The sequence below is a fragment of the Streptomyces sp. NBC_01003 genome, assembly GCF_045162695.1.
Lineage (GTDB): Bacteria > Actinomycetota > Actinomycetes > Streptomycetales > Streptomycetaceae > Streptomyces.
Genome location: NZ_CP108707.1, coordinates 6,248,600 through 6,264,677 on the forward strand (window position 1 = coordinate 6,248,600; position 16,078 = coordinate 6,264,677).

The 16,078-nt window shown below is 68.7% G+C and carries 17 protein-coding genes; 11 read left to right on the forward strand and 6 right to left on the reverse strand.

The genetic code is table 11. The annotated features are described in order from the left end of the window. The first annotated feature begins 92 nt into the window (after positions 1-92). Entirely contained in the window at positions 93-833 is a 741-nt protein-coding gene (locus tag OG698_RS28510) for an RDD family protein (RefSeq protein ID WP_406106345.1), read from the forward strand. Between the two features lie 36 nt (positions 834-869). Here OG698_RS28510 and OG698_RS28515 read toward each other — a convergent pair whose 3' ends face one another. Beyond that, positions 870-1,205 (reverse strand): hypothetical protein, encoded by a 336-nt coding sequence (locus tag OG698_RS28515; protein ID WP_406106347.1) that lies wholly within the window; start codon positions 1,203-1,205, stop codon positions 870-872. Positions 1,206-1,601: 396 nt separating this feature from the next. Between OG698_RS28515 and OG698_RS28520 the strand changes: the two genes are divergently transcribed. Further along, complete coding sequence (locus tag OG698_RS28520) at positions 1,602-3,998, forward strand: immune inhibitor A domain-containing protein (RefSeq protein WP_406106349.1); 2,397 nt, start codon at positions 1,602-1,604, stop codon at positions 3,996-3,998. Positions 3,999-4,120: 122 nt separating this feature from the next. Then, positions 4,121-4,492 carry a hypothetical protein gene (locus OG698_RS28525; RefSeq protein WP_383084586.1) on the forward strand — a complete coding sequence of 124 codons (372 nt, stop codon included), beginning with the start codon at positions 4,121-4,123 and terminating at the stop codon, positions 4,490-4,492. Between the two features lie 124 nt (positions 4,493-4,616). On the opposite strand, the gene OG698_RS28530 is transcribed toward OG698_RS28525, so the two are convergent. Both OG698_RS28530 and OG698_RS28535 read right to left on the reverse strand, forming a co-directional pair. Then, positions 4,617-5,201, reverse strand: a complete 585-nt coding sequence (locus tag OG698_RS28530; protein ID WP_406106351.1) for an isochorismatase family protein — start codon at positions 5,199-5,201, stop codon at positions 4,617-4,619. Positions 5,202-5,274: 73 nt separating this feature from the next. Further along, entirely contained in the window at positions 5,275-6,618 is a 1,344-nt protein-coding gene (locus tag OG698_RS28535) for a nicotinate phosphoribosyltransferase (RefSeq protein ID WP_406106353.1), read from the reverse strand. 81 nt (positions 6,619-6,699) lie between these two features. Between OG698_RS28535 and clpS the strand changes: the two genes are divergently transcribed. From clpS to OG698_RS28570, 7 genes are all read left to right on the forward strand, one after another. Beyond that, entirely contained in the window at positions 6,700-7,017 is a 318-nt protein-coding gene (gene clpS / locus OG698_RS28540) for an ATP-dependent Clp protease adapter ClpS (protein WP_100593970.1), read from the forward strand. A 35-nt stretch (positions 7,018-7,052) separates the two neighbouring features. Continuing rightward, a complete protein-coding gene (locus OG698_RS28545; RefSeq protein WP_406106355.1) occupies positions 7,053-7,658 on the forward strand; it encodes a DUF2017 domain-containing protein in 606 nt (201 codons plus the stop codon). A 358-nt stretch (positions 7,659-8,016) separates the two neighbouring features. Further along, on the forward strand, positions 8,017-9,492 hold the full coding sequence (locus tag OG698_RS28550; protein WP_406106357.1) for an amino acid permease: 1,476 nt from the start codon (positions 8,017-8,019) through the stop codon (positions 9,490-9,492). Between the two features lie 119 nt (positions 9,493-9,611). Further along, complete coding sequence (locus tag OG698_RS28555; protein ID WP_326775551.1) at positions 9,612-10,028, forward strand: M67 family metallopeptidase; 417 nt, start codon at positions 9,612-9,614, stop codon at positions 10,026-10,028. A gap of 115 nt (positions 10,029-10,143) precedes the next feature. Further along, complete coding sequence (locus tag OG698_RS28560; RefSeq protein WP_324903250.1) at positions 10,144-10,248, forward strand: putative leader peptide; 105 nt, start codon at positions 10,144-10,146, stop codon at positions 10,246-10,248. Positions 10,249-10,385: 137 nt separating this feature from the next. Then, complete coding sequence (locus OG698_RS28565; protein ID WP_116512756.1) at positions 10,386-10,664, forward strand: MoaD/ThiS family protein; 279 nt, start codon at positions 10,386-10,388, stop codon at positions 10,662-10,664. A 5-nt stretch (positions 10,665-10,669) separates the two neighbouring features. After that, the gene (locus tag OG698_RS28570) at positions 10,670-11,620 is read left to right on the forward strand and encodes a PLP-dependent cysteine synthase family protein (RefSeq protein WP_390012461.1); all 951 of its coding nucleotides are present in this window, start codon (positions 10,670-10,672) and stop codon (positions 11,618-11,620) included. Between the two features lie 91 nt (positions 11,621-11,711). Here OG698_RS28570 and OG698_RS28575 read toward each other — a convergent pair whose 3' ends face one another. Beyond that, positions 11,712-12,164: a type II toxin-antitoxin system PemK/MazF family toxin gene (locus tag OG698_RS28575; RefSeq protein WP_399973459.1), complete on the reverse strand. Its 453-nt coding sequence runs from the start codon at positions 12,162-12,164 to the stop codon at positions 11,712-11,714. Positions 12,165-12,372: 208 nt separating this feature from the next. Between OG698_RS28575 and OG698_RS28580 the strand changes: the two genes are divergently transcribed. Next, positions 12,373-13,125 carry an MBL fold metallo-hydrolase gene (locus OG698_RS28580; RefSeq protein WP_406106361.1) on the forward strand — a complete coding sequence of 251 codons (753 nt, stop codon included), beginning with the start codon at positions 12,373-12,375 and terminating at the stop codon, positions 13,123-13,125. Between the two features lie 65 nt (positions 13,126-13,190). Here OG698_RS28580 and OG698_RS28585 read toward each other — a convergent pair whose 3' ends face one another. Together OG698_RS28585 and OG698_RS28590 are read right to left on the reverse strand one after the other, a co-directional pair. Then, positions 13,191-14,456: a PTS transporter subunit EIIC gene (locus OG698_RS28585; RefSeq protein WP_406106363.1), complete on the reverse strand. Its 1,266-nt coding sequence runs from the start codon at positions 14,454-14,456 to the stop codon at positions 13,191-13,193. A 249-nt stretch (positions 14,457-14,705) separates the two neighbouring features. After that, positions 14,706-15,992: a PTS transporter subunit EIIC gene (locus OG698_RS28590; RefSeq protein WP_406106365.1), complete on the reverse strand. Its 1,287-nt coding sequence runs from the start codon at positions 15,990-15,992 to the stop codon at positions 14,706-14,708. Positions 15,993-16,078 lie beyond the last annotated feature (86 nt).

The following is a 16,078-nucleotide window of genomic DNA, read 5'->3' on the forward strand; positions in this document are numbered from 1 at the left end:
CCGTCCCGCCGGCCACCGCACGGGCGAGCCGTCGTACCCCGGACGGCGGCTCGCCGGATGCGGAATCGGGGGGTTCGCGGTCGACTCGGGCCATGAGCACCGAACCGCCGCCCCCCGGATCAGGCCAGCCCCCGGAAGACGACCCGTTCAGAAAGCCGCCGCCGTCCCAGAGCGGCGGTGGCTCACCGTACGACGGCCCGCAGGACCCGTACGGGACTCCCCAGGACCCGCAGAACCCCCAGGGCCCCCAGAACCCCCCGGGCCCGGGGAACCCGTACGACTCCGCGCCGCCCCCGCCCGGCGGCACCCCACCGCCCCCGTACGGCGGCGGTGGTGGAGGAGGCCCCTACGGGGGTGACCCCTACGGGAGTGACCCGCTGGCCGGGATGCCGCCCCTGGCGGACAGCGGCAAGCGCGTGCTCGCGCGGATCATCGACATCATCCTGGTCAGCATCGTCGTGGGGCTGCTGTCCTGGGCGTTCGGGGTCGCCGAGTACCAGACGAACCCCGACAAGATCGAGTACGGCAAGCAGTTCGGCCAGTCCGTCCTCGCCGCGGTCCTCTACATCGGGTACGACACGTTCATGACGGCGAGGACCGGCCAGACCCTGGGCAAGCGGCTGCTCAAGCTGCGCGTGGCGAACCTCAACGACGGGGCCACGCCCAGCGTCCAGACCAACCTGGTGCGCGCCGCGGTCCTGTGGCTGCCGGCGGTGTTCTGCTGCGCCTGCATCTGGACCGCGATCTGCGGCGGCTGGAGCTTCTTCGACAAGCCCTACAAGCAGGGCCTGCACGACAAGGCCGCGAAGACGGTGGTGGTCAGCACCGGCTGAGCAGACGCGGGGCGGTGTTTCCGGCGGGTCCGTGGATCACGGGCCCGCCGGTCCGCGTGTGCCGGACGGCGCGACCTCGTACACGGACTCGGGGGCGGCCTGCGGGGCGGCCGCGGGCACGACGGCCCGCTGCACGGGCACCCGCTCCTCCGTGACAACCCCGGCGTCGGCGGCCCCGGGTGCCGGCGCGGCGGCGGGCCGCTTCGGCAGGGGGACCGTCAGCGCCACGAGGAGACCGAGGCCGAGTGCGGCCAGGGCGATGACCGCGACGCCGAGACCCGAACTCGTCTGCGACAACAGCAGCATGGCGAGTGTCGAGAAGATCACGGTCGCGGAACCGTAGGCGAGCTGTGCGGCAGTCGGACGCGGCATGGCGTTATCCGTCCTCGGGACAGCGGATGCTTGCTTCACTGGCGTATAGCAGGAGCCATTGGCAGCTGCATATGTAAGGGGTGCGGAGCCGGGTCGACTTGGCCGTGGCGCGCCGTCAAATGACTCTAATCCGACGCATGCCCGAGGAGAACGGGCGGTAAGCGTGACCTAACCCACGGTGCCGGTGCACGGGGGGCGCACGGAGTCATCGAGTCCACGAAGTGGACAGTTCGGCGCGCCCGTTGGGGGAAGTCCGCGTCCGGATATCGGTGCCGCGCCACTGCATAGTGCACTTCGGTTGCCCCAGTCAAGGTCTGTTATTTCTCCTTCACCTCCGGTCAAATAGCGTCACTTGTGATACGTGGCTGATAGGCCACGGAGGAGGGGAACCATCAAGTGACCACCAAGAGACGGGCGTTGAGATCCGCCGCCGTGCTCGTGACGCTGGCCGCGACCGCGGCTGCCGGATCGGTCCTCGCGACGGGCGCCCAGGCCGACACCCCGGCCGTAGGAAGCTCCACGTCGCACGGCAAGACGTACGGGGGCAAGGGGCACGTCATCGGCGGCCCCTTCAGCCAGCGGATGGAGCAGCAGCGCAAGACGGCGCTGGAGCAGGTGCTCTCCGGGAAGTCCAAGGTCGTCAAGCGCGACGGCTCGCAGGTCGTGCGCCTCGGCAAGGACAAGTACGTCGAGCTGGGCCGGGAGCGGACCGACAAGATCTTCACGATCCTGACGGAGTTCGGCGACAAGGTCGACAACACGACGCTGGTCGACCGCGCCGACGACGACACGCCTGACCTGAAGCCCAAGTACGGGGGCACGCCGGGCCCGCTGCACAACCAGATAGCGGAGCCGGACCGTGCCAAGAACAACAGCACGGCCTGGCAGAAGGACTACAGCAGCAAGCACTTCCAGGACCTGTACTTCGGTACGGGCAAGGGAGTCGACTCGCTGAAGACCTACTACGAGAAGACGTCGTCGGGCCGGTACTCGGTCGACGGTGAGGTCTCGGACTGGGTCAAGGTCCCCTACAACGAGGCCCGTTACGGCTCCAACTACTGCGGCGCCGACAACTGCCCGAACGTCGAGGACCTGGTCCGCGACGGCGTGACCGCGTGGGTCGAGGAGCAGAAGGCGGCCGGCAAGTCCGACGCCGACATCAAGACGGACCTCGCCCAGTACGACCAGTGGGACCGCACGGACCACGACAACGACGGCAACTTCAACGAGCCCGACGGCTACATCGACCACTTCCAGATCGTCCACGCGGGCGAGGACGGGTCGGCCGGCGGCGGCGCACAGGGCGGCGACTCCCTGTGGGCGCACCGCGGTTACGCCTACGGCCGTGACGACGGCGACACCGGCCCGACGGGCTTCAAGGCGGGCGGCACCCCGGTCGGCGACACCGGCATCTGGGTCGGCGACTACACGATGCAGCCGGAGAACGGCGGCCTCGGCGTCTTCGCCCACGAGTACGGCCACGACCTCGGCCTGCCCGACCTGTACGACACCACGTACAGCGGCGAGAACTCGGTCGGCTTCTGGTCTCTGATGTCGGCGGGCTCCTGGCTCGGCACCGGCAAGGACTCCATCGGCGACATGCCGGGCGACATGACCGCCTGGGACAAGCTGCAGCTGGGCTGGCTCAACTACGACAAGGCCAAGGCGGCGACCAAGTCGACGCACACGCTGGGTGTTTCGGAGTACAACACCAAGCGCAAGCAGGCCCTCGTCGTCGAGCTGCCCGAGAAGAAGAACGTCACCACCGAGATCGTGAAGCCCACCGAGGGCGCGAAGCAGTGGTGGTCGGACTACGGTGACGACCTCTCCAACACCCTGACGCGCCCGGTCGATCTGACCGGCAAGTCGAAGGCGGCCCTCGAACTCGACGGCTGGTACGACATCGAGAAGGACTACGACTACCTGTACACGCAGGTGTCCACGGACGACGGCGCCAGCTGGAAGACGATCGACGGCACCGCCGACGGCGTCACCATCCCGCGCGACGGCGGCGACAAGCCGGCCCTGACCGGCGTCTCCGGCAAGTTCCAGCACCTGGTGTTCCCCCTGGACGCCTACGCGGGCCAGAAGATCAGCGTCCGCTTCCGCTACAAGACGGACGGCGGCGCCGGCGGCATGGGCTTCACCGCCGACAACCTCACCGTCAAGGCGGACGGCCAGGCGCTGTTCACCGACAACGCCGAGGGCGACGACAACGGCTGGACCGCGCGCGGCTTCTCGCGCGTCGGCGCCTCCGTGACGGGCGACTTCCCGCAGTTCTACCTCGCGGAGAACCGCCAGTACGTCTCCTACGACAAGACCCTCAAGGTCGGCCCGTACAACTTCGGTTGGCGCGACGGCGGTGCGAAGAACGACTGGGTCGAGCACCTCGCGTACCGCCCCGGCCTGATGATCTGGCAGTGGGACACCTCGCAGCGCAACAACAACGTCGGCCAGCACCCCGGCAAGGGCCTGATCCTTCCGGTCGACTCCCACGCCAAGCCGCTCAAGTGGGCCGACGGCAAATACATCACCAACAAGCTCCAGCCGTACGACGCCCCGTTCAGCTGGTTCCCGAACAAGGGCTTCTCGCTGCACAAGCTCGGCGTCGAGACCAAGATCCCGGCACAGCTGGGCGTCCCGGTCTTCGACGACCACAAGGGCACGTACTGGTACAAGGAGAACCCGACCGGCAGTGTCCAGACAACTGACACCAACACCCGGATCTCGATCGTCGGGCAGCCGCTCGACGGCTCGTCGATCACGGTGAAGGTCGGCCCCTCGGCGAAGTAGTCCACATCGCCGCAGGTCAGAGCATGATCGGCCGTCGCCCTCTAGCGGGCGACGGCCGATCGTGTTTAGGTGCGTCCTGTGGGTTTCTTATTGACACTACGTCTCACGGGGGTGTGACAGTCATGTCCGCAGGAGGGTTCTGCAAGCTGCCGAACGGCACCGTGGTGGTGGCGCTGACCGTGCCAAGCCCGTCGCCGGACGACGGCGCGGTACGGGTCCTGGTGCACGCGGCGAACCGCGCCCGCGCCCTGACCCGGCTGCGCAACCTGGGCCTGCGGGCGATCTACCTGAGGGGCAACGCGGAGCCCCCCACACCGGACGAGATCACGGCGGTCCTGCACCACCCGGACGGGCTCCTCTGGCGAGCCGCCCCCCACTGCACGGCAGGCGAACTCTGGCACCCGATCAGAGCCCTCCTGAGACCGAGACAGCCCGGCCGGGCCGGCTACTCCAGCTCAGCCTCCACCCCGGCACCCAGCCCCTCCGGCGTTTGAGAGCGGCCTCCACCATCCAGCTCCTCGGGCGTTCGAGGAGCGGGGTCTGGGGCAGAGCCCCAGGCCACGCGGCGGAGCCGCATATTGATACGGCCGGGAAGGGGCGGGCTGGGGGAGAAAAAGCTCAGACGACAGGCTTACCTCTGAGCTCGACCCCGGCGCCCCGCATCTCATCCAGCGCCGCCGCGGTGGTCCCCGCAGCAACCCCCGCCGTCAGATCGAGCAACACCTGAGCCCGAAACCCCTCCCGCACCGCATCCAGCGCGGTAGCGCGAACGCAGTGGTCCGTGGCGATTCCGACGATATCCACATCGGTGATCCCCCGCGCACGGAGCCAGTCCGCCAAGGACACCCCGTTCTCGTCGAGCCCTTCGAACCCGCTGTACGCGGCCGCGTACGCCCCCTTGTCGAAGACCGCGTCGATCGCGCCGGACGCGACGACGGGCGCGAAGTTCGGATGGAACCCGATCCCCTCCGTGCCCGCCACGCAGTGCGCGGGCCAGGAGTGGACGTAGTCCGGGGACTCGGAGAAGTGGTCACCGGGCGCGATGTGGTGGTCGCGGGTGGCCACGACGTGCCGGTACCCGGCGGGCGCCTGCCCGATCAGCTCGGTGACGGCCGCGGCCACGTCGGCCCCGCCCGCCACCGCGAGGCTGCCGCCCTCACAAAAGTCGTTCTGCACATCTGCGACGATCAAGGCGCGGCGCATAGCAGGTGTCCTTCGGCTGGGAGACTTCGAGCGTAGAGACTTGAAGTCCGTTGCGGGAGGGGGCATTTGAGTGTCAGAGGGGCGTGTTCACCAGATACTCCGTAGGGATCACCGCTTCTCCGCGTGACAGCTGGGTCGCGGACAGCGGCAGCCCGCCGAGCGCCTCGACGTGCCGCTCGCGTACCGAGTCCAGCGGCTCGCGCGCGACGACCGTGCCGCCCTTGACCAGCTCGACCAGGAGCTGCCGGTCGACGAGCTCGGCCGGGACGGGACCCGTGCCGATCACCTCGGCCTCGGCGGCACCCTGGTCGTCGCGCCGCCGTGCGGCCCACTTGCGCCCGCCCACGGACGTCTTCGCGCCCATGGACTTCTTCGCCACGGGCAGCAGCTGCGCCTTCGGGTCGGCGGACTCGGCGCGCGCGACGAGCTTGTAGACCATGGAGCACGTCGGGTGCCCCGAGCCGGTGACCAGCTGTGTTCCCACGCCGTACGCGTCAACGGGCGCGGCCGCGAGCGAGGCGATGGCGTACTCGTCGAGGTCCGAGGTGACGACGATCTTCGTCTCGGTGGCGCCGAGTTCGTCGAGCTGCCCGCGCACGCGGTGCGCGACGAGCAGCAGGTCCCCGGAGTCGATGCGCACGGCGCCGAGCCCGGGCCCGGCGATCTCCACGGCGAGGCGCACGGCCTCCGTGACGTCGTACGTGTCCACGAGCAGGGTCGTGCCCTCGCCGAGGGAGTCGACCTGGGCGCGGAACGCGTCGCGCTCGGTGTCGTGCAGCAGCGTGAAGGCGTGCGCGGACGTGCCGACCGTCGGGATCCCGTACCGGAAGCCGGCCGCGAGGTCCGAGGTGGTGGCGAAGCCGCCCACGTACGCGGCGCGGGACGCGGCGACGGCGGCCAGCTCGTGCGTGCGGCGCGCGCCCATCTCGATCAGCGGCCGGCCGGCCGCGGCGGAGGCCATGCGGGAGGCGGCGGCGGCGATCGCCGAGTCGTGGTTGAGGATGGAGAGGACCACCGTCTCAAGGAGGACGCACTCCGCGAAGGAGCCCTCGACCCGCAGGATGGGGGAGCCGGGGAAGTACACCTCGCCCTCGGGGTAGCCCCAGATGTCGCCGCTGAAGCGGTAGGCGGCCAGCCGTTCGAGAGTGGGCTCGTCGATGATGCCGCGCTCGCGCAGGAAGCCCAGTTCGCCGGCGTCGAACCGGAAGTTCTCGACGGCGTCCAGCACCCGGCCGGTGCCCGCCACGACGCCGTAGCGGCGGCCCTCGGGCAGCCTGCGCGTGAAGACCTCGAAGACCGAGCGCCGGTCGGCCGTGCCCGCCTTGAGCGCGGCCTGGAGCATCGTGAGCTCGTAGTGATCGGTGAAGAGCGCTGTCGACGGAACATCCACCGGCAGGCCAAGGTCCGCTGTGTTCATAGCCGGGATGCTACCCCCAATTAGCGTCAGTGTGACGATTTCCGGTGCCCATTTGTGCGGTCGCCGCCCCCTAGTGGCAGCATGGGCTGTGTGACGGCTCCTGCACCCCTAGAGATCGAACGCACCGAGTCGGCGGAGGAGACCTTCGCCGTGCCCGAGCCGGACGTTCCCTGGATCACGCTCGTACACAACGACCCGGTCAACCTCATGAGTTACGTGACGTATGTCTTCCAGACGTACTTCGGGTACTCGAAGGACAAGGCCACCAAGCTGATGCTCGACGTGCACCAGAAGGGCCGTGCGGTCGTCTCCAGCGGGTCCCGCGAGGAGATGGAACGCGACGTTCAGGCCATGCACGGCTACGGTCTGTGGGCCACCCTTCAGCAGGACCGCAAGTAGCGCACGCAAGCAGCGACGGAGTAGCGACGCACCTGATGCCAGGACACTTCGAACCGATTCCCGGCGGCGGCGCTGCCGTCGCGCTCGACGAGGTCGAGATCTCGATCATCCGCTCCCTGGCGGTCCAGCTCCTGGAGCTGATCGGCCCCGGGCCCGGCGGGGACGCGTCCGGCGACCCGCTCGCCGAGCTCTTCGCGGAGGGCCCGAGCGAGCCGCCGTCCGACCCGGTGCTCCAGCGCCTCTTCCCCGACGCCTACGGCGGCCCGGGCAACGAGGAGGCGACGGTGGACAAGGCGGACGAACAGCGCGCGCACTCCGCCGAGTTCAGGCGCTTCACCGAGAACGACCTGCGGGCCGGCAAGCGCGAGGACGCGCTCGCGGTGATCCGCTCGCTGGACGCGCTGACGTCCGCGGGTGAGGGGGGAGCGGTCCTCAAGCTCTCGCCCGAGGAGTCCGTGCGCTGGATGCGCGCGCTCAACGATCTGCGCCTCGCGATCGGCACCCGCCTCGACATCACCGACGAGGAGGACTCGGATCTCCTCTACCGGCTCCCCGACGAGGACCCGCGCAAGCCGATGGTGATGGCCTACCTGTGGCTGGGCGGCCTCCAGGAGACTCTGGTCGAAACCCTTATGGCCTGATCTGTCGGGATATATCGAGCGGACTCCAAGAGTCCGTATGTAAGCGCGTTCGCTCAGCGGTTGCTCAATTCCGGATAACGATCCTGTCACTTGAGCGGTCGCGTATGCCATACGAGGGGCTTTTTGTCCGGTTTTTCCAGTGGTGTGTGCCACACGTGGCTTTCTCGATCAGTGTTGCCGCCGTGATAAATCTTCACGACCGCCCGACGGACGCCACCCCTGTCTCGTCGGGTGCGCCCCGACCGGCAGACCGCCGGTAGGCACAGCTCCATCCATCCAGGGGCCCAGAACCCCGAGGATCGTCACAGTCGATCCGAGCCACAGCGGCACGGATCGGCATGGAGAAAGGCGCAACACCATGACCTCAGTGCAGGTCGGCAAGCAACACGACGGCAATGAGGCCGTGCAGGCCCCCGGCGAGTCCGGTGAGGGCGAGGGTTACCAGCGCGGTCTCGGTGCCCGCCAGATCCAGATGATCGCCATCGGCGGCGCCATCGGGACCGGCCTCTTCCTCGGCGCGGGCAAGGGCATCTCGAAGGCGGGCCCCAGCCTGATCCTCGCGTACGCCATCGCGGGCCTCGTCATCTTCTTCATCATGCGGGCGCTCGGCGAGCTCCTCATGTACCGACCCGTCTCGGGCTCCTTCTCGGAGTACGCGCGTGAGTTCATCGGCCCCTTCGCGGGCTTCGTGACCGGCTGGACGTACTGGCTCTTCTGGGTCGTCACCGGCATCACCGAGGTCACCGCGGCCGCCCAGTACATGAAGTACTGGACCCACGACAGCGTCCCGCAATGGCTCACCGCGCTCGTCTTCACCCTCATCCTCTACGCCGTGAACCTGATCTCCGTGAAGCTCTTCGGTGAGCTGGAGTTCTGGTTCTCGATGGTGAAGGTCACCGCGATCGTCGGCATGATCCTCATCTGCGCCGGCATCCTGACGGTCGGCTTCTCCGACGCGGGCGACACCGCCTCCGTCACGCACCTGTGGTCCGACGGCGGCTTCTTCCCGAACGGCATCGGCTCCACCCTCATGACCCTCCAGATGGTCATGTTCGCCTTCCTCGCCGTCGAGCTCGTCGGCGTCACCGCGGGCGAGTCCAAGGACCCGAAGACCGTCCTGCCCAAGGCCATCAACACCGTGCCGTGGCGCATCGCCGTCTTCTACGTCGGCGCACTGATCATGATCCTCTCGGTCGTGCCGTGGACGAACTTCCAGCCGGGCGTCTCCCCGTTCGTCGCCGCCTTCGAGAAGATGGGCCTCGGCGTCGGCGCCGCCATCGTCAACTTCGTCGTCCTGACCGCGGCTCTTTCGTCCTGCAACTCCGGCATGTACTCCACCGGCCGCATGCTGCGTGACCTCGCGCTCAACGGCCAGGGCCCGAAGTTCTTCACCAAGCTCACCAAGTCCGGCACGCCCCTCATCGGCACGACGGTCTCCGCCGCGATGATGCTGGTCGGCGTCTGGATCAACTACCAGTGGCCCGGCGAGGCGTTCAACTACGTCGTCTCCTTCGCCACCATCTCCGGCATGTGGGCCTGGATCGTCATCCTGATCTGCCAGATCCGCTACCGCATCAAGGCCGACCGCGGCGAGCTGCCCCAGTCCTCCTTCAAGGCTCCCGGCGGCATCATCCCCAGCATCCTGGCGCTCGGCTTCATCGGCATGGTGATCGTGCTGATGGGCATCGACAAGGACGCCCGCGTCTCGCTCTACTGCGCGCCGCTGTGGGCCGTCATCCTCGGCATCTCGTACGTCGTCCTGCGCAGCCGCAACCCGCAGAGCGCGGCGTTCGCGAAGCGCAAGCAGCCGGAGCACTCCGAGCAGTCCAAGTAGTTCAGTAATCCAGCAGTCCAGCAGTCCAACAGTCCGGGGCAACCCCCCGCGTCTCAGCATCCGGGCCCTCCCGTACCGCACTCCGGTACGGGAGGGCCCGTCTGCTTATCCTGAGCCCCATGCTGACCCTGACCCAGGCCCTCCACGACCAGATCGTCGCCCACGCGCGCGCCGACCACCCCGACGAGGCGTGCGGCGTCGTCGCGGGACCGGTGGGCACCGGCCGGCCCGAGCGCTTCATCCCGATGCTCAATGCCGCCCGCTCACCCACGTTCTACGAGTTCGACTCGGGCGACCTGCTGAAGCTGTACCGCGAGATGGACGACCGGGACGAGGAGCCCGTGATCATCTACCACTCGCACACCGCGACCGAGGCCCACCCCTCCCGCACCGACATCACGTATGCGAACGAGCCGGGCGCCCACTACGTCCTCGTCTCCACCGCGGACACCGACGACGCGGGACCCTTCCAGTTCCGCTCGTTCCGGATCGTCGAGGGCGTCGTGACCGAGGAAGAGGTCGAGGTCACCCCGTAACCCGGCCTCCCCGATCCCGTACCTGCCCCAGCCGCGTCCCAGCCATCGGACGGATATCGACCACATGGTGAGATCACACTCGGGGGTCCCGGGCGGGAATCGATACGATGACCCCATGGTTCTTCACGACGTGAGCGACAAGACGCCGGGCATGCTGCTCGTGGCGCGCCTTCACGTCGATCTGTGCCGCCTCGCCAGCGCCATCTGTCCCAACCCCTGACGCGTCCCCCGCACTGCTTCGCAGGTTCCGGGACCGCTGCGGCGGACTCCGTCCGCCGGTCCGACGAGTCGTGGGCACCGCTGTTTCAGCGCACGCCAAAGCCCTTCCGTACCCTCCCCTGTTACTGGAGTCCAGCCATGGCCATCGAGGTCCGCATCCCGACCATCCTCCGCACCTACACCGACGGCCAGAAGTCCGTCGAGGGCAGCGGGGACACGCTCGCCGAGCTCTTCGCCGACCTCGAGACCCGCCACACGGGCATCCAGGCGCGCATCGTGGACGGCGAGCAGCTGCGCCGCTTCGTGAACGTCTACCTGAACGACGAGGACGTCCGCTTCCTGGACGGCATCACCACCAAGCTCGCCGACGGCGACAACGTCACGATCCTGCCGGCCGTGGCCGGCGGCATGGCCTGATCGGGATGCGGTACGACTCCCCGCTCGCCGCGGTCGGCAACACGCCCCTGGTGCGGCTGCCGCGGCTCTCGCCGTCCGAGGATGTACGGATCTGGGCGAAGCTCGAGGACCGCAACCCGACCGGCTCGGTCAAGGACCGCCCCGCGCTCCACATGATCGAGCAGGCCGAGAAGGACGGCCGGCTCACCCCCGGCTGCACCATCCTCGAGCCGACCTCGGGCAACACCGGCATCTCCCTTGCCATGGCGGCCCGCCTCAAGGGCTACCGCATGGTGTGCGTCATGCCGGAGAACACCTCGCAGGAGCGCAGGGACCTGCTCGCGATGTGGGGCGCCGAGATCATCCCGTCGCCCGCTGCGGGCGGCTCCAACACGGCCGTCCGCATGGCCAAGGAACTGAGCGCGCAGCACCCGGCCTGGGTGATGCTCTACCAGTACGGCAACCCGGACAACGCGGGCGCCCACTACGCGACGACCGGCCCCGAGATCCTCGCCGACCTGCCGTCCGTCACCCACTTCGTCGCGGGCCTCGGCACGACGGGCACCCTCATGGGCGTCGGCCGCTACCTGCGCGAACACAAGCCGGACGTCAAGATCGTCGCCGCGGAGCCGCGCTACGACGACCTGGTCTACGGGCTGCGCAACCTCGACGAGGGCTTCGTACCCGAGCTGTACGACGCCTCCGTCCTGACCACCCGCTTCTCGGTGGGCTCCGCGGACGCGGTGACCCGCACCCGTGAACTCCTCCAGCAGGAGGGCATCTTCGCGGGCGTCTCCACCGGAGCGGCCCTGCACGCGGCGATCGGCGTCGGCCGCAAGGCGGTCGCGGCCGGGGAGTCCGCCGACATCGTCTTCGTGGTCGCCGACGGCGGCTGGAAGTACCTGTCGACCGGCGTCTACACGGCGGCCACGACGGAAGAGGCGATCGAGACGCTGCACGGCCAGCTCTGGGCGTAAGCACGAATCGTCGAAGCGGGGGCCGGGCCGGCAGCAATGCGGCCCGGCCCCCGCTCTCACGTCAGCCCGCGTTCACGTCAGCCGGCCGCCGTCACCGCGCCAGATACCGGACCTGATCCCACACCACCGGATCCAGCACCCCGGCCCTGCGACGGAAGTCCCCCTCGGGAACCTCACGGAGCTCATCCGTCTCCAGGAAACTCGGCCTGCCCTGCGCGTCGCCGACCGACCCGGGCGGCAGCGCGATCACCCCGGCCCGCTCGTCGTGATACTTGCTGGTGATCTTCGCAACGCGTACTCGCCGCCGGTGCACGGCCAGCACGAGGCACGGCCTGTCCTTGCCGCCCGGCCCGTCCTCGTACGGCACCTGCGCCCACCAGATCTCGCCCGGCTGCGGCCGCGTGGCGCGAGCGCGCGGTCCCCGCGGCGGGCGGGTCCGGCCGCCGGGCCGACGACGGTGCCCGCGACCCCACCCGTCGACGAGCGTCGCGACGAGCGCGAGCAGCAGCACCGCGGCGAGCGCGAGCCACCATGACGTGTCCATACGGACGACGGTACCGGTGGCACCCGCGCGACGCCGCACCCGACGCACGCCCCCCGAACCGGTGACAGCACAGGTGAGTTCTCCCACAACGGCCCACGACTGAGGAGCGATCGGCCCTTTTGCGCCTTACGCTCGACGGACCGCTCGACCCCTCTTCCTTCTGTTCCCATCCCGCTCTCTGACTGCCAGCGCGGAGGTTCCGGCTCTTATGAAGCTCACCGTCGTCGGCTGCTCGGGGTCGTTCCCGTCCGCGGATTCGGCCTGCTCGAGCTACCTCGTCGAGGCCGACGGCTTCCGGCTGCTACTCGACATGGGCAACGGCGCCCTGGGCGAGCTGCAGCGCCACTGCGGTCTCTACGACCTCGACGCGATCTTCCTCAGCCATCTGCATGCCGACCACTGCATCGACATGTGCGGCTACTTCGTGGCGCGCTACTACCGCCACGACGGCGGCCGCTGCGCCCCGATACCGGTCTACGGCCCCGAGGGCACGGAACAGCGCCTGACCACGGCGTACGCGGACACGCCCTCCGCCTCCTCGATGAGCGAGGTCTTCGACTTCCACACCGTGAAGCCGGGCTGGCACGAGATCGGCCCGTTCACCGTGCGCACGGAGAAGGTGTGCCACCCCGTCGAGGCGTACGGCATCCGCGTCGAGCACGGCGGCAGGTCGCTCACGTACTCCGGCGACACGGGCGCGTGCGTCGCGCTCGAGGAACTCGCCGCGGACAGCGACCTGTTCCTGTGCGAGGCGGCGTTCACGCACGGCAAGGAAAACATCCCCGACCTCCACCTCAACGGCCGCGAGGCGGGCGAGTCCGCGGCCCGGGCCGGTGCCCGCCGCCTCGTCCTCACCCACATCCCGCCGTGGACGGACCCGCAGGCCAACCTCGCGGACGCCCGCGCCGTGTACACCGGACCGGCCGAACTGGCCGCGCCCGGGCGGGTGTACGAGATCTGAGCCCGGCATGACGAAGGCCCCCGGAACCGATTCGGTTCCGGGGGCCTTCGCCGTAGTGCGGAGGGCTACTTGCTCTCGGCCTTGAGGATCTCGGCCAGTTCCTCGTCGGACTCACGGCCCGGCGTAGGAATGTTGAACTTGGTGATCGCGAACCGGAAGATCACGTAGTAGACCACCGCGAAGCAGAGGCCGACCAGCGCGAGACCCCACGGGTTGGTCGCGATGCCGAGGTTGAGGAAGTAGTCGACCGCGCCGGCGGAGAAGCCGAAGCCGTCCTTCATGCCGAGCCCCCAGGTCAGCGCCATCGAGACACCGGTGAGCACCGCGTGGATCGCGTAGAGGGCCGGGGCGATGAACATGAAGGTGAACTCGATCGGCTCGGTCACACCAGTGACGAACGCGGTGGCGGCGAGCGAGAACATCATGCCGCCGACGACCTTGCGGCGCTCGGGGCGGGCGCAGTGGACGATCGCGAGGCAGGCCGCCGGGAGGGCGAACATCATGATCGGGAAGAAGCCGGTCATGAACTGGCCGGCGCTCGGGTCGCCCTGGAGGAAGCGCGCGATGTCGCCGCTCTTGCCCTCGTACGTACCGGCCTGGAACCACGGGAACGAGTTGAGGAGGTGGTGCATGCCGATCGGGATCAGCGCACGGTTGGCGACACCGAAGATGCCGGCGCCGACCGCGCCCGAGCCGACCAGCCACTCACCGAAGTTGTGCAGACCGGCGCCGAGCACGGGCCAGATGAGACCGAAGACGATGCCGATGACCAGGCCCGCGAAGGCGGAGAGGATCGGGACGAGGCGGCGGCCGCCGAAGAAGCCCGCCCAGTCGGGCAGCTTGGTCCGGTAGAACTTCTGGTAGAGCAGGGCCACGACGACGCCCATGACCACACCGCCGAGCACACCGGCGTTGACCGGCGCCTCGTTCATGACGATCTTGCCGTCGACGACGGCGGCGACCTTCGGCAGGTTGCTGTCCGTGAAGGTGGCGAGCACCTTCTGGAAGACCAGGTAGCCGGTGACGGCCGCGAGCGCGGTGGAGCCGTCGGACTTCTTGGCGAAGCCGATGGCGATGCCGACGCAGAACAGCAGCGGCATATTGTCGAGCAGCGCACCGCCGCCGGCCGACATGTACGACGCCAGCTTGGTGATGAAGGTGGGGAACGAGTCCTTGCCGAGCATGTCGGGGTGCCCGAACCGGACCAGGAGCGCGGCGGCGGGCAGCACCGCGACCGGCAGCATGAGGCTGCGGCCGATGCGCTGCATGACAGCCATCGCGCCCGCGCCCTTCTTCTTGGCGGCCGCGGGGGCGGCACTGGCCGTGGTCACAACATCCTCCAGTAGGCAAGGCGCCGCCCGGGGGACAGTTGGGGACGGCGGCGTCTCGGGAACCCGGCCCTGCGGCCGCGTGGTCTACACCACTCAGTGGTGTAGACCTGTTGTAGCACGGTGAAGGTCGTATAAGGAACCCGCTCCTTCCCGGGATCCATGTGCGCTCAGTCATATGCGGCAGCGCGGAACAAAACCCCCGGACCAGGAGGTCCGGGGGTCTTGGTGGCGTGGAGGGGGAGTGGGACGTCAGGCCTTCGTGACGTCCTCGACCTGATCCTCGGGCTCGCGGCCCGGCGTCTTCAGGTTGAACTTGGTGATCGCGAACCTGAAGATCGCGTAGTAGACCACCCCGAAGGCCAGCCCGATCGGGATGATCAGCCATGGCTTGGTCGCCAGGCTCCAGTTGATGACGTAGTCGATCAGCCCCGCCGAGAAACTGAAGCCGTCGTGCACACCGAGCGCCCACGTCACCGCCATCGACACGCCGGTGAGTACCGCGTGGATCGCGTAGAGCACCGGCGCCACGAAGAGGAACGAGTACTCGATCGGCTCGGTGATGCCGGTGACGAACGAGGTCAGGGCGACCGACAGCATCAGGCCGCCGACCACCTTGCGGCGCTCCGGGCGCGCGCAGTGCGTCATCGCCAGGCACGCGGCCGGCAGCGCGAACATCATGATGGGGAAGAAGCCCGAGGTGAACTGGCCCGCGTTCGGGTCGCCCGCCAGGAACATGTTGATGTCACCGTGCACCTCGGTGCCGTCCGGCTTCGTGTACGTGCCGAACTGGAACCAGATGGGCACGTTCAGGAACTGGTGCAGGCCGATCACCAGCAGCGCGCGGTTGGCGACACCGAAGATGCCTGCACCGAGCCAGTCCAGACCCACGAGCCAGTCGCTGAAGCTCTCCAGGGCGTCGCCGATCGGCGGCCAGATCCACAGACAGGTCGCGGCGACGGCGATGGCCACGAACGCCATGATGATCGGGACGAGCCGGCGGCCGTTGAAGAAGCCCAGCCAGTCGACCAGCTTCGTGCGGTGGAAGCGCTGCCAGAAGAACGCGGCGAGCAGGCCCATGACGATGCCGCCGAAGACACCCGGGTTCTGGTAACCGAACGGCACCACCGCGCCGTCCGGCCCCGCGCAGCCGGTGACGACCGCCTTCGCGCCGGGGCCGCAGTCCACGGGGAACTGGTGCAGGACGTTGTAGTAGACGAGGAAGCCGACGACCGCCGCGAGCGCCGTCGAACCGTCCGACTTCTTGGCCATGCCGATCGCCACACCGATGCAGAACAGCAGCGGAAGACCGAGCGCGCCGTCGAGCAGGGCGCCACCGGCGCCGACCATCACCTTGGAGACATCGGTCCACCCCAGGCCCTCGTCGCCGAAGACGTCCGGCTGGCCGAGCCGGTTGAGGATGCCCGCCGCGGGCAGCACGGCGATGGGGAGCTGGAGGCTGCGACCCATCTTCTGCAGACCCTGGAAGAGGTTGCTCCACGGGCTCGGTCTGTAGACGGCCGCGCTGTCGGCGCTCATGGGCGTCCTCCCGGAACAAGCCGCTGTGGCAGTACGTTTGGCGGTCGTGGGAAACTGGTGTAGACCAGTTGCGGGACGGGTCGGCC

Excerpts from the sequence above, each read along its gene's own strand:
- OG698_RS28560 (WP_324903250.1), top strand. The coding sequence starts at position 10,144 with ATGGTTCTTCACGACGTGAGCGACAAGACGCCGGGCATGCTGCTCGTG.
- clpS (WP_100593970.1), top strand. The coding sequence starts at position 6,700 with ATGGGCTGTGTGACGGCTCCTGCACCCCTAGAGATCGAACGCACCGAG.
- OG698_RS28525 (WP_383084586.1), top strand. The coding sequence starts at position 4,121 with ATGTCCGCAGGAGGGTTCTGCAAGCTGCCGAACGGCACCGTGGTGGTG.
- OG698_RS28515 (WP_406106347.1), bottom strand. The coding sequence starts at position 1,205 with ATGCCGCGTCCGACTGCCGCACAGCTCGCCTACGGTTCCGCGACCGTG.
- OG698_RS28510 (WP_406106345.1), top strand. The coding sequence starts at position 93 with ATGAGCACCGAACCGCCGCCCCCCGGATCAGGCCAGCCCCCGGAAGAC.
- OG698_RS28590 (WP_406106365.1), bottom strand. The coding sequence starts at position 15,992 with ATGAGCGCCGACAGCGCGGCCGTCTACAGACCGAGCCCGTGGAGCAAC.
- OG698_RS28530 (WP_406106351.1), bottom strand. The coding sequence starts at position 5,201 with ATGCGCCGCGCCTTGATCGTCGCAGATGTGCAGAACGACTTTTGTGAG.
- OG698_RS28545 (WP_406106355.1), top strand. The coding sequence starts at position 7,053 with ATGCCAGGACACTTCGAACCGATTCCCGGCGGCGGCGCTGCCGTCGCG.
- OG698_RS28580 (WP_406106361.1), top strand. The coding sequence starts at position 12,373 with ATGAAGCTCACCGTCGTCGGCTGCTCGGGGTCGTTCCCGTCCGCGGAT.
- OG698_RS28570 (WP_390012461.1), top strand. The coding sequence starts at position 10,670 with ATGCGGTACGACTCCCCGCTCGCCGCGGTCGGCAACACGCCCCTGGTG.
- OG698_RS28565 (WP_116512756.1), top strand. The coding sequence starts at position 10,386 with ATGGCCATCGAGGTCCGCATCCCGACCATCCTCCGCACCTACACCGAC.
- OG698_RS28535 (WP_406106353.1), bottom strand. The coding sequence starts at position 6,618 with ATGAACACAGCGGACCTTGGCCTGCCGGTGGATGTTCCGTCGACAGCG.
- OG698_RS28575 (WP_399973459.1), bottom strand. The coding sequence starts at position 12,164 with ATGGACACGTCATGGTGGCTCGCGCTCGCCGCGGTGCTGCTGCTCGCG.
- OG698_RS28550 (WP_406106357.1), top strand. The coding sequence starts at position 8,017 with ATGACCTCAGTGCAGGTCGGCAAGCAACACGACGGCAATGAGGCCGTG.
- OG698_RS28555 (WP_326775551.1), top strand. The coding sequence starts at position 9,612 with ATGCTGACCCTGACCCAGGCCCTCCACGACCAGATCGTCGCCCACGCG.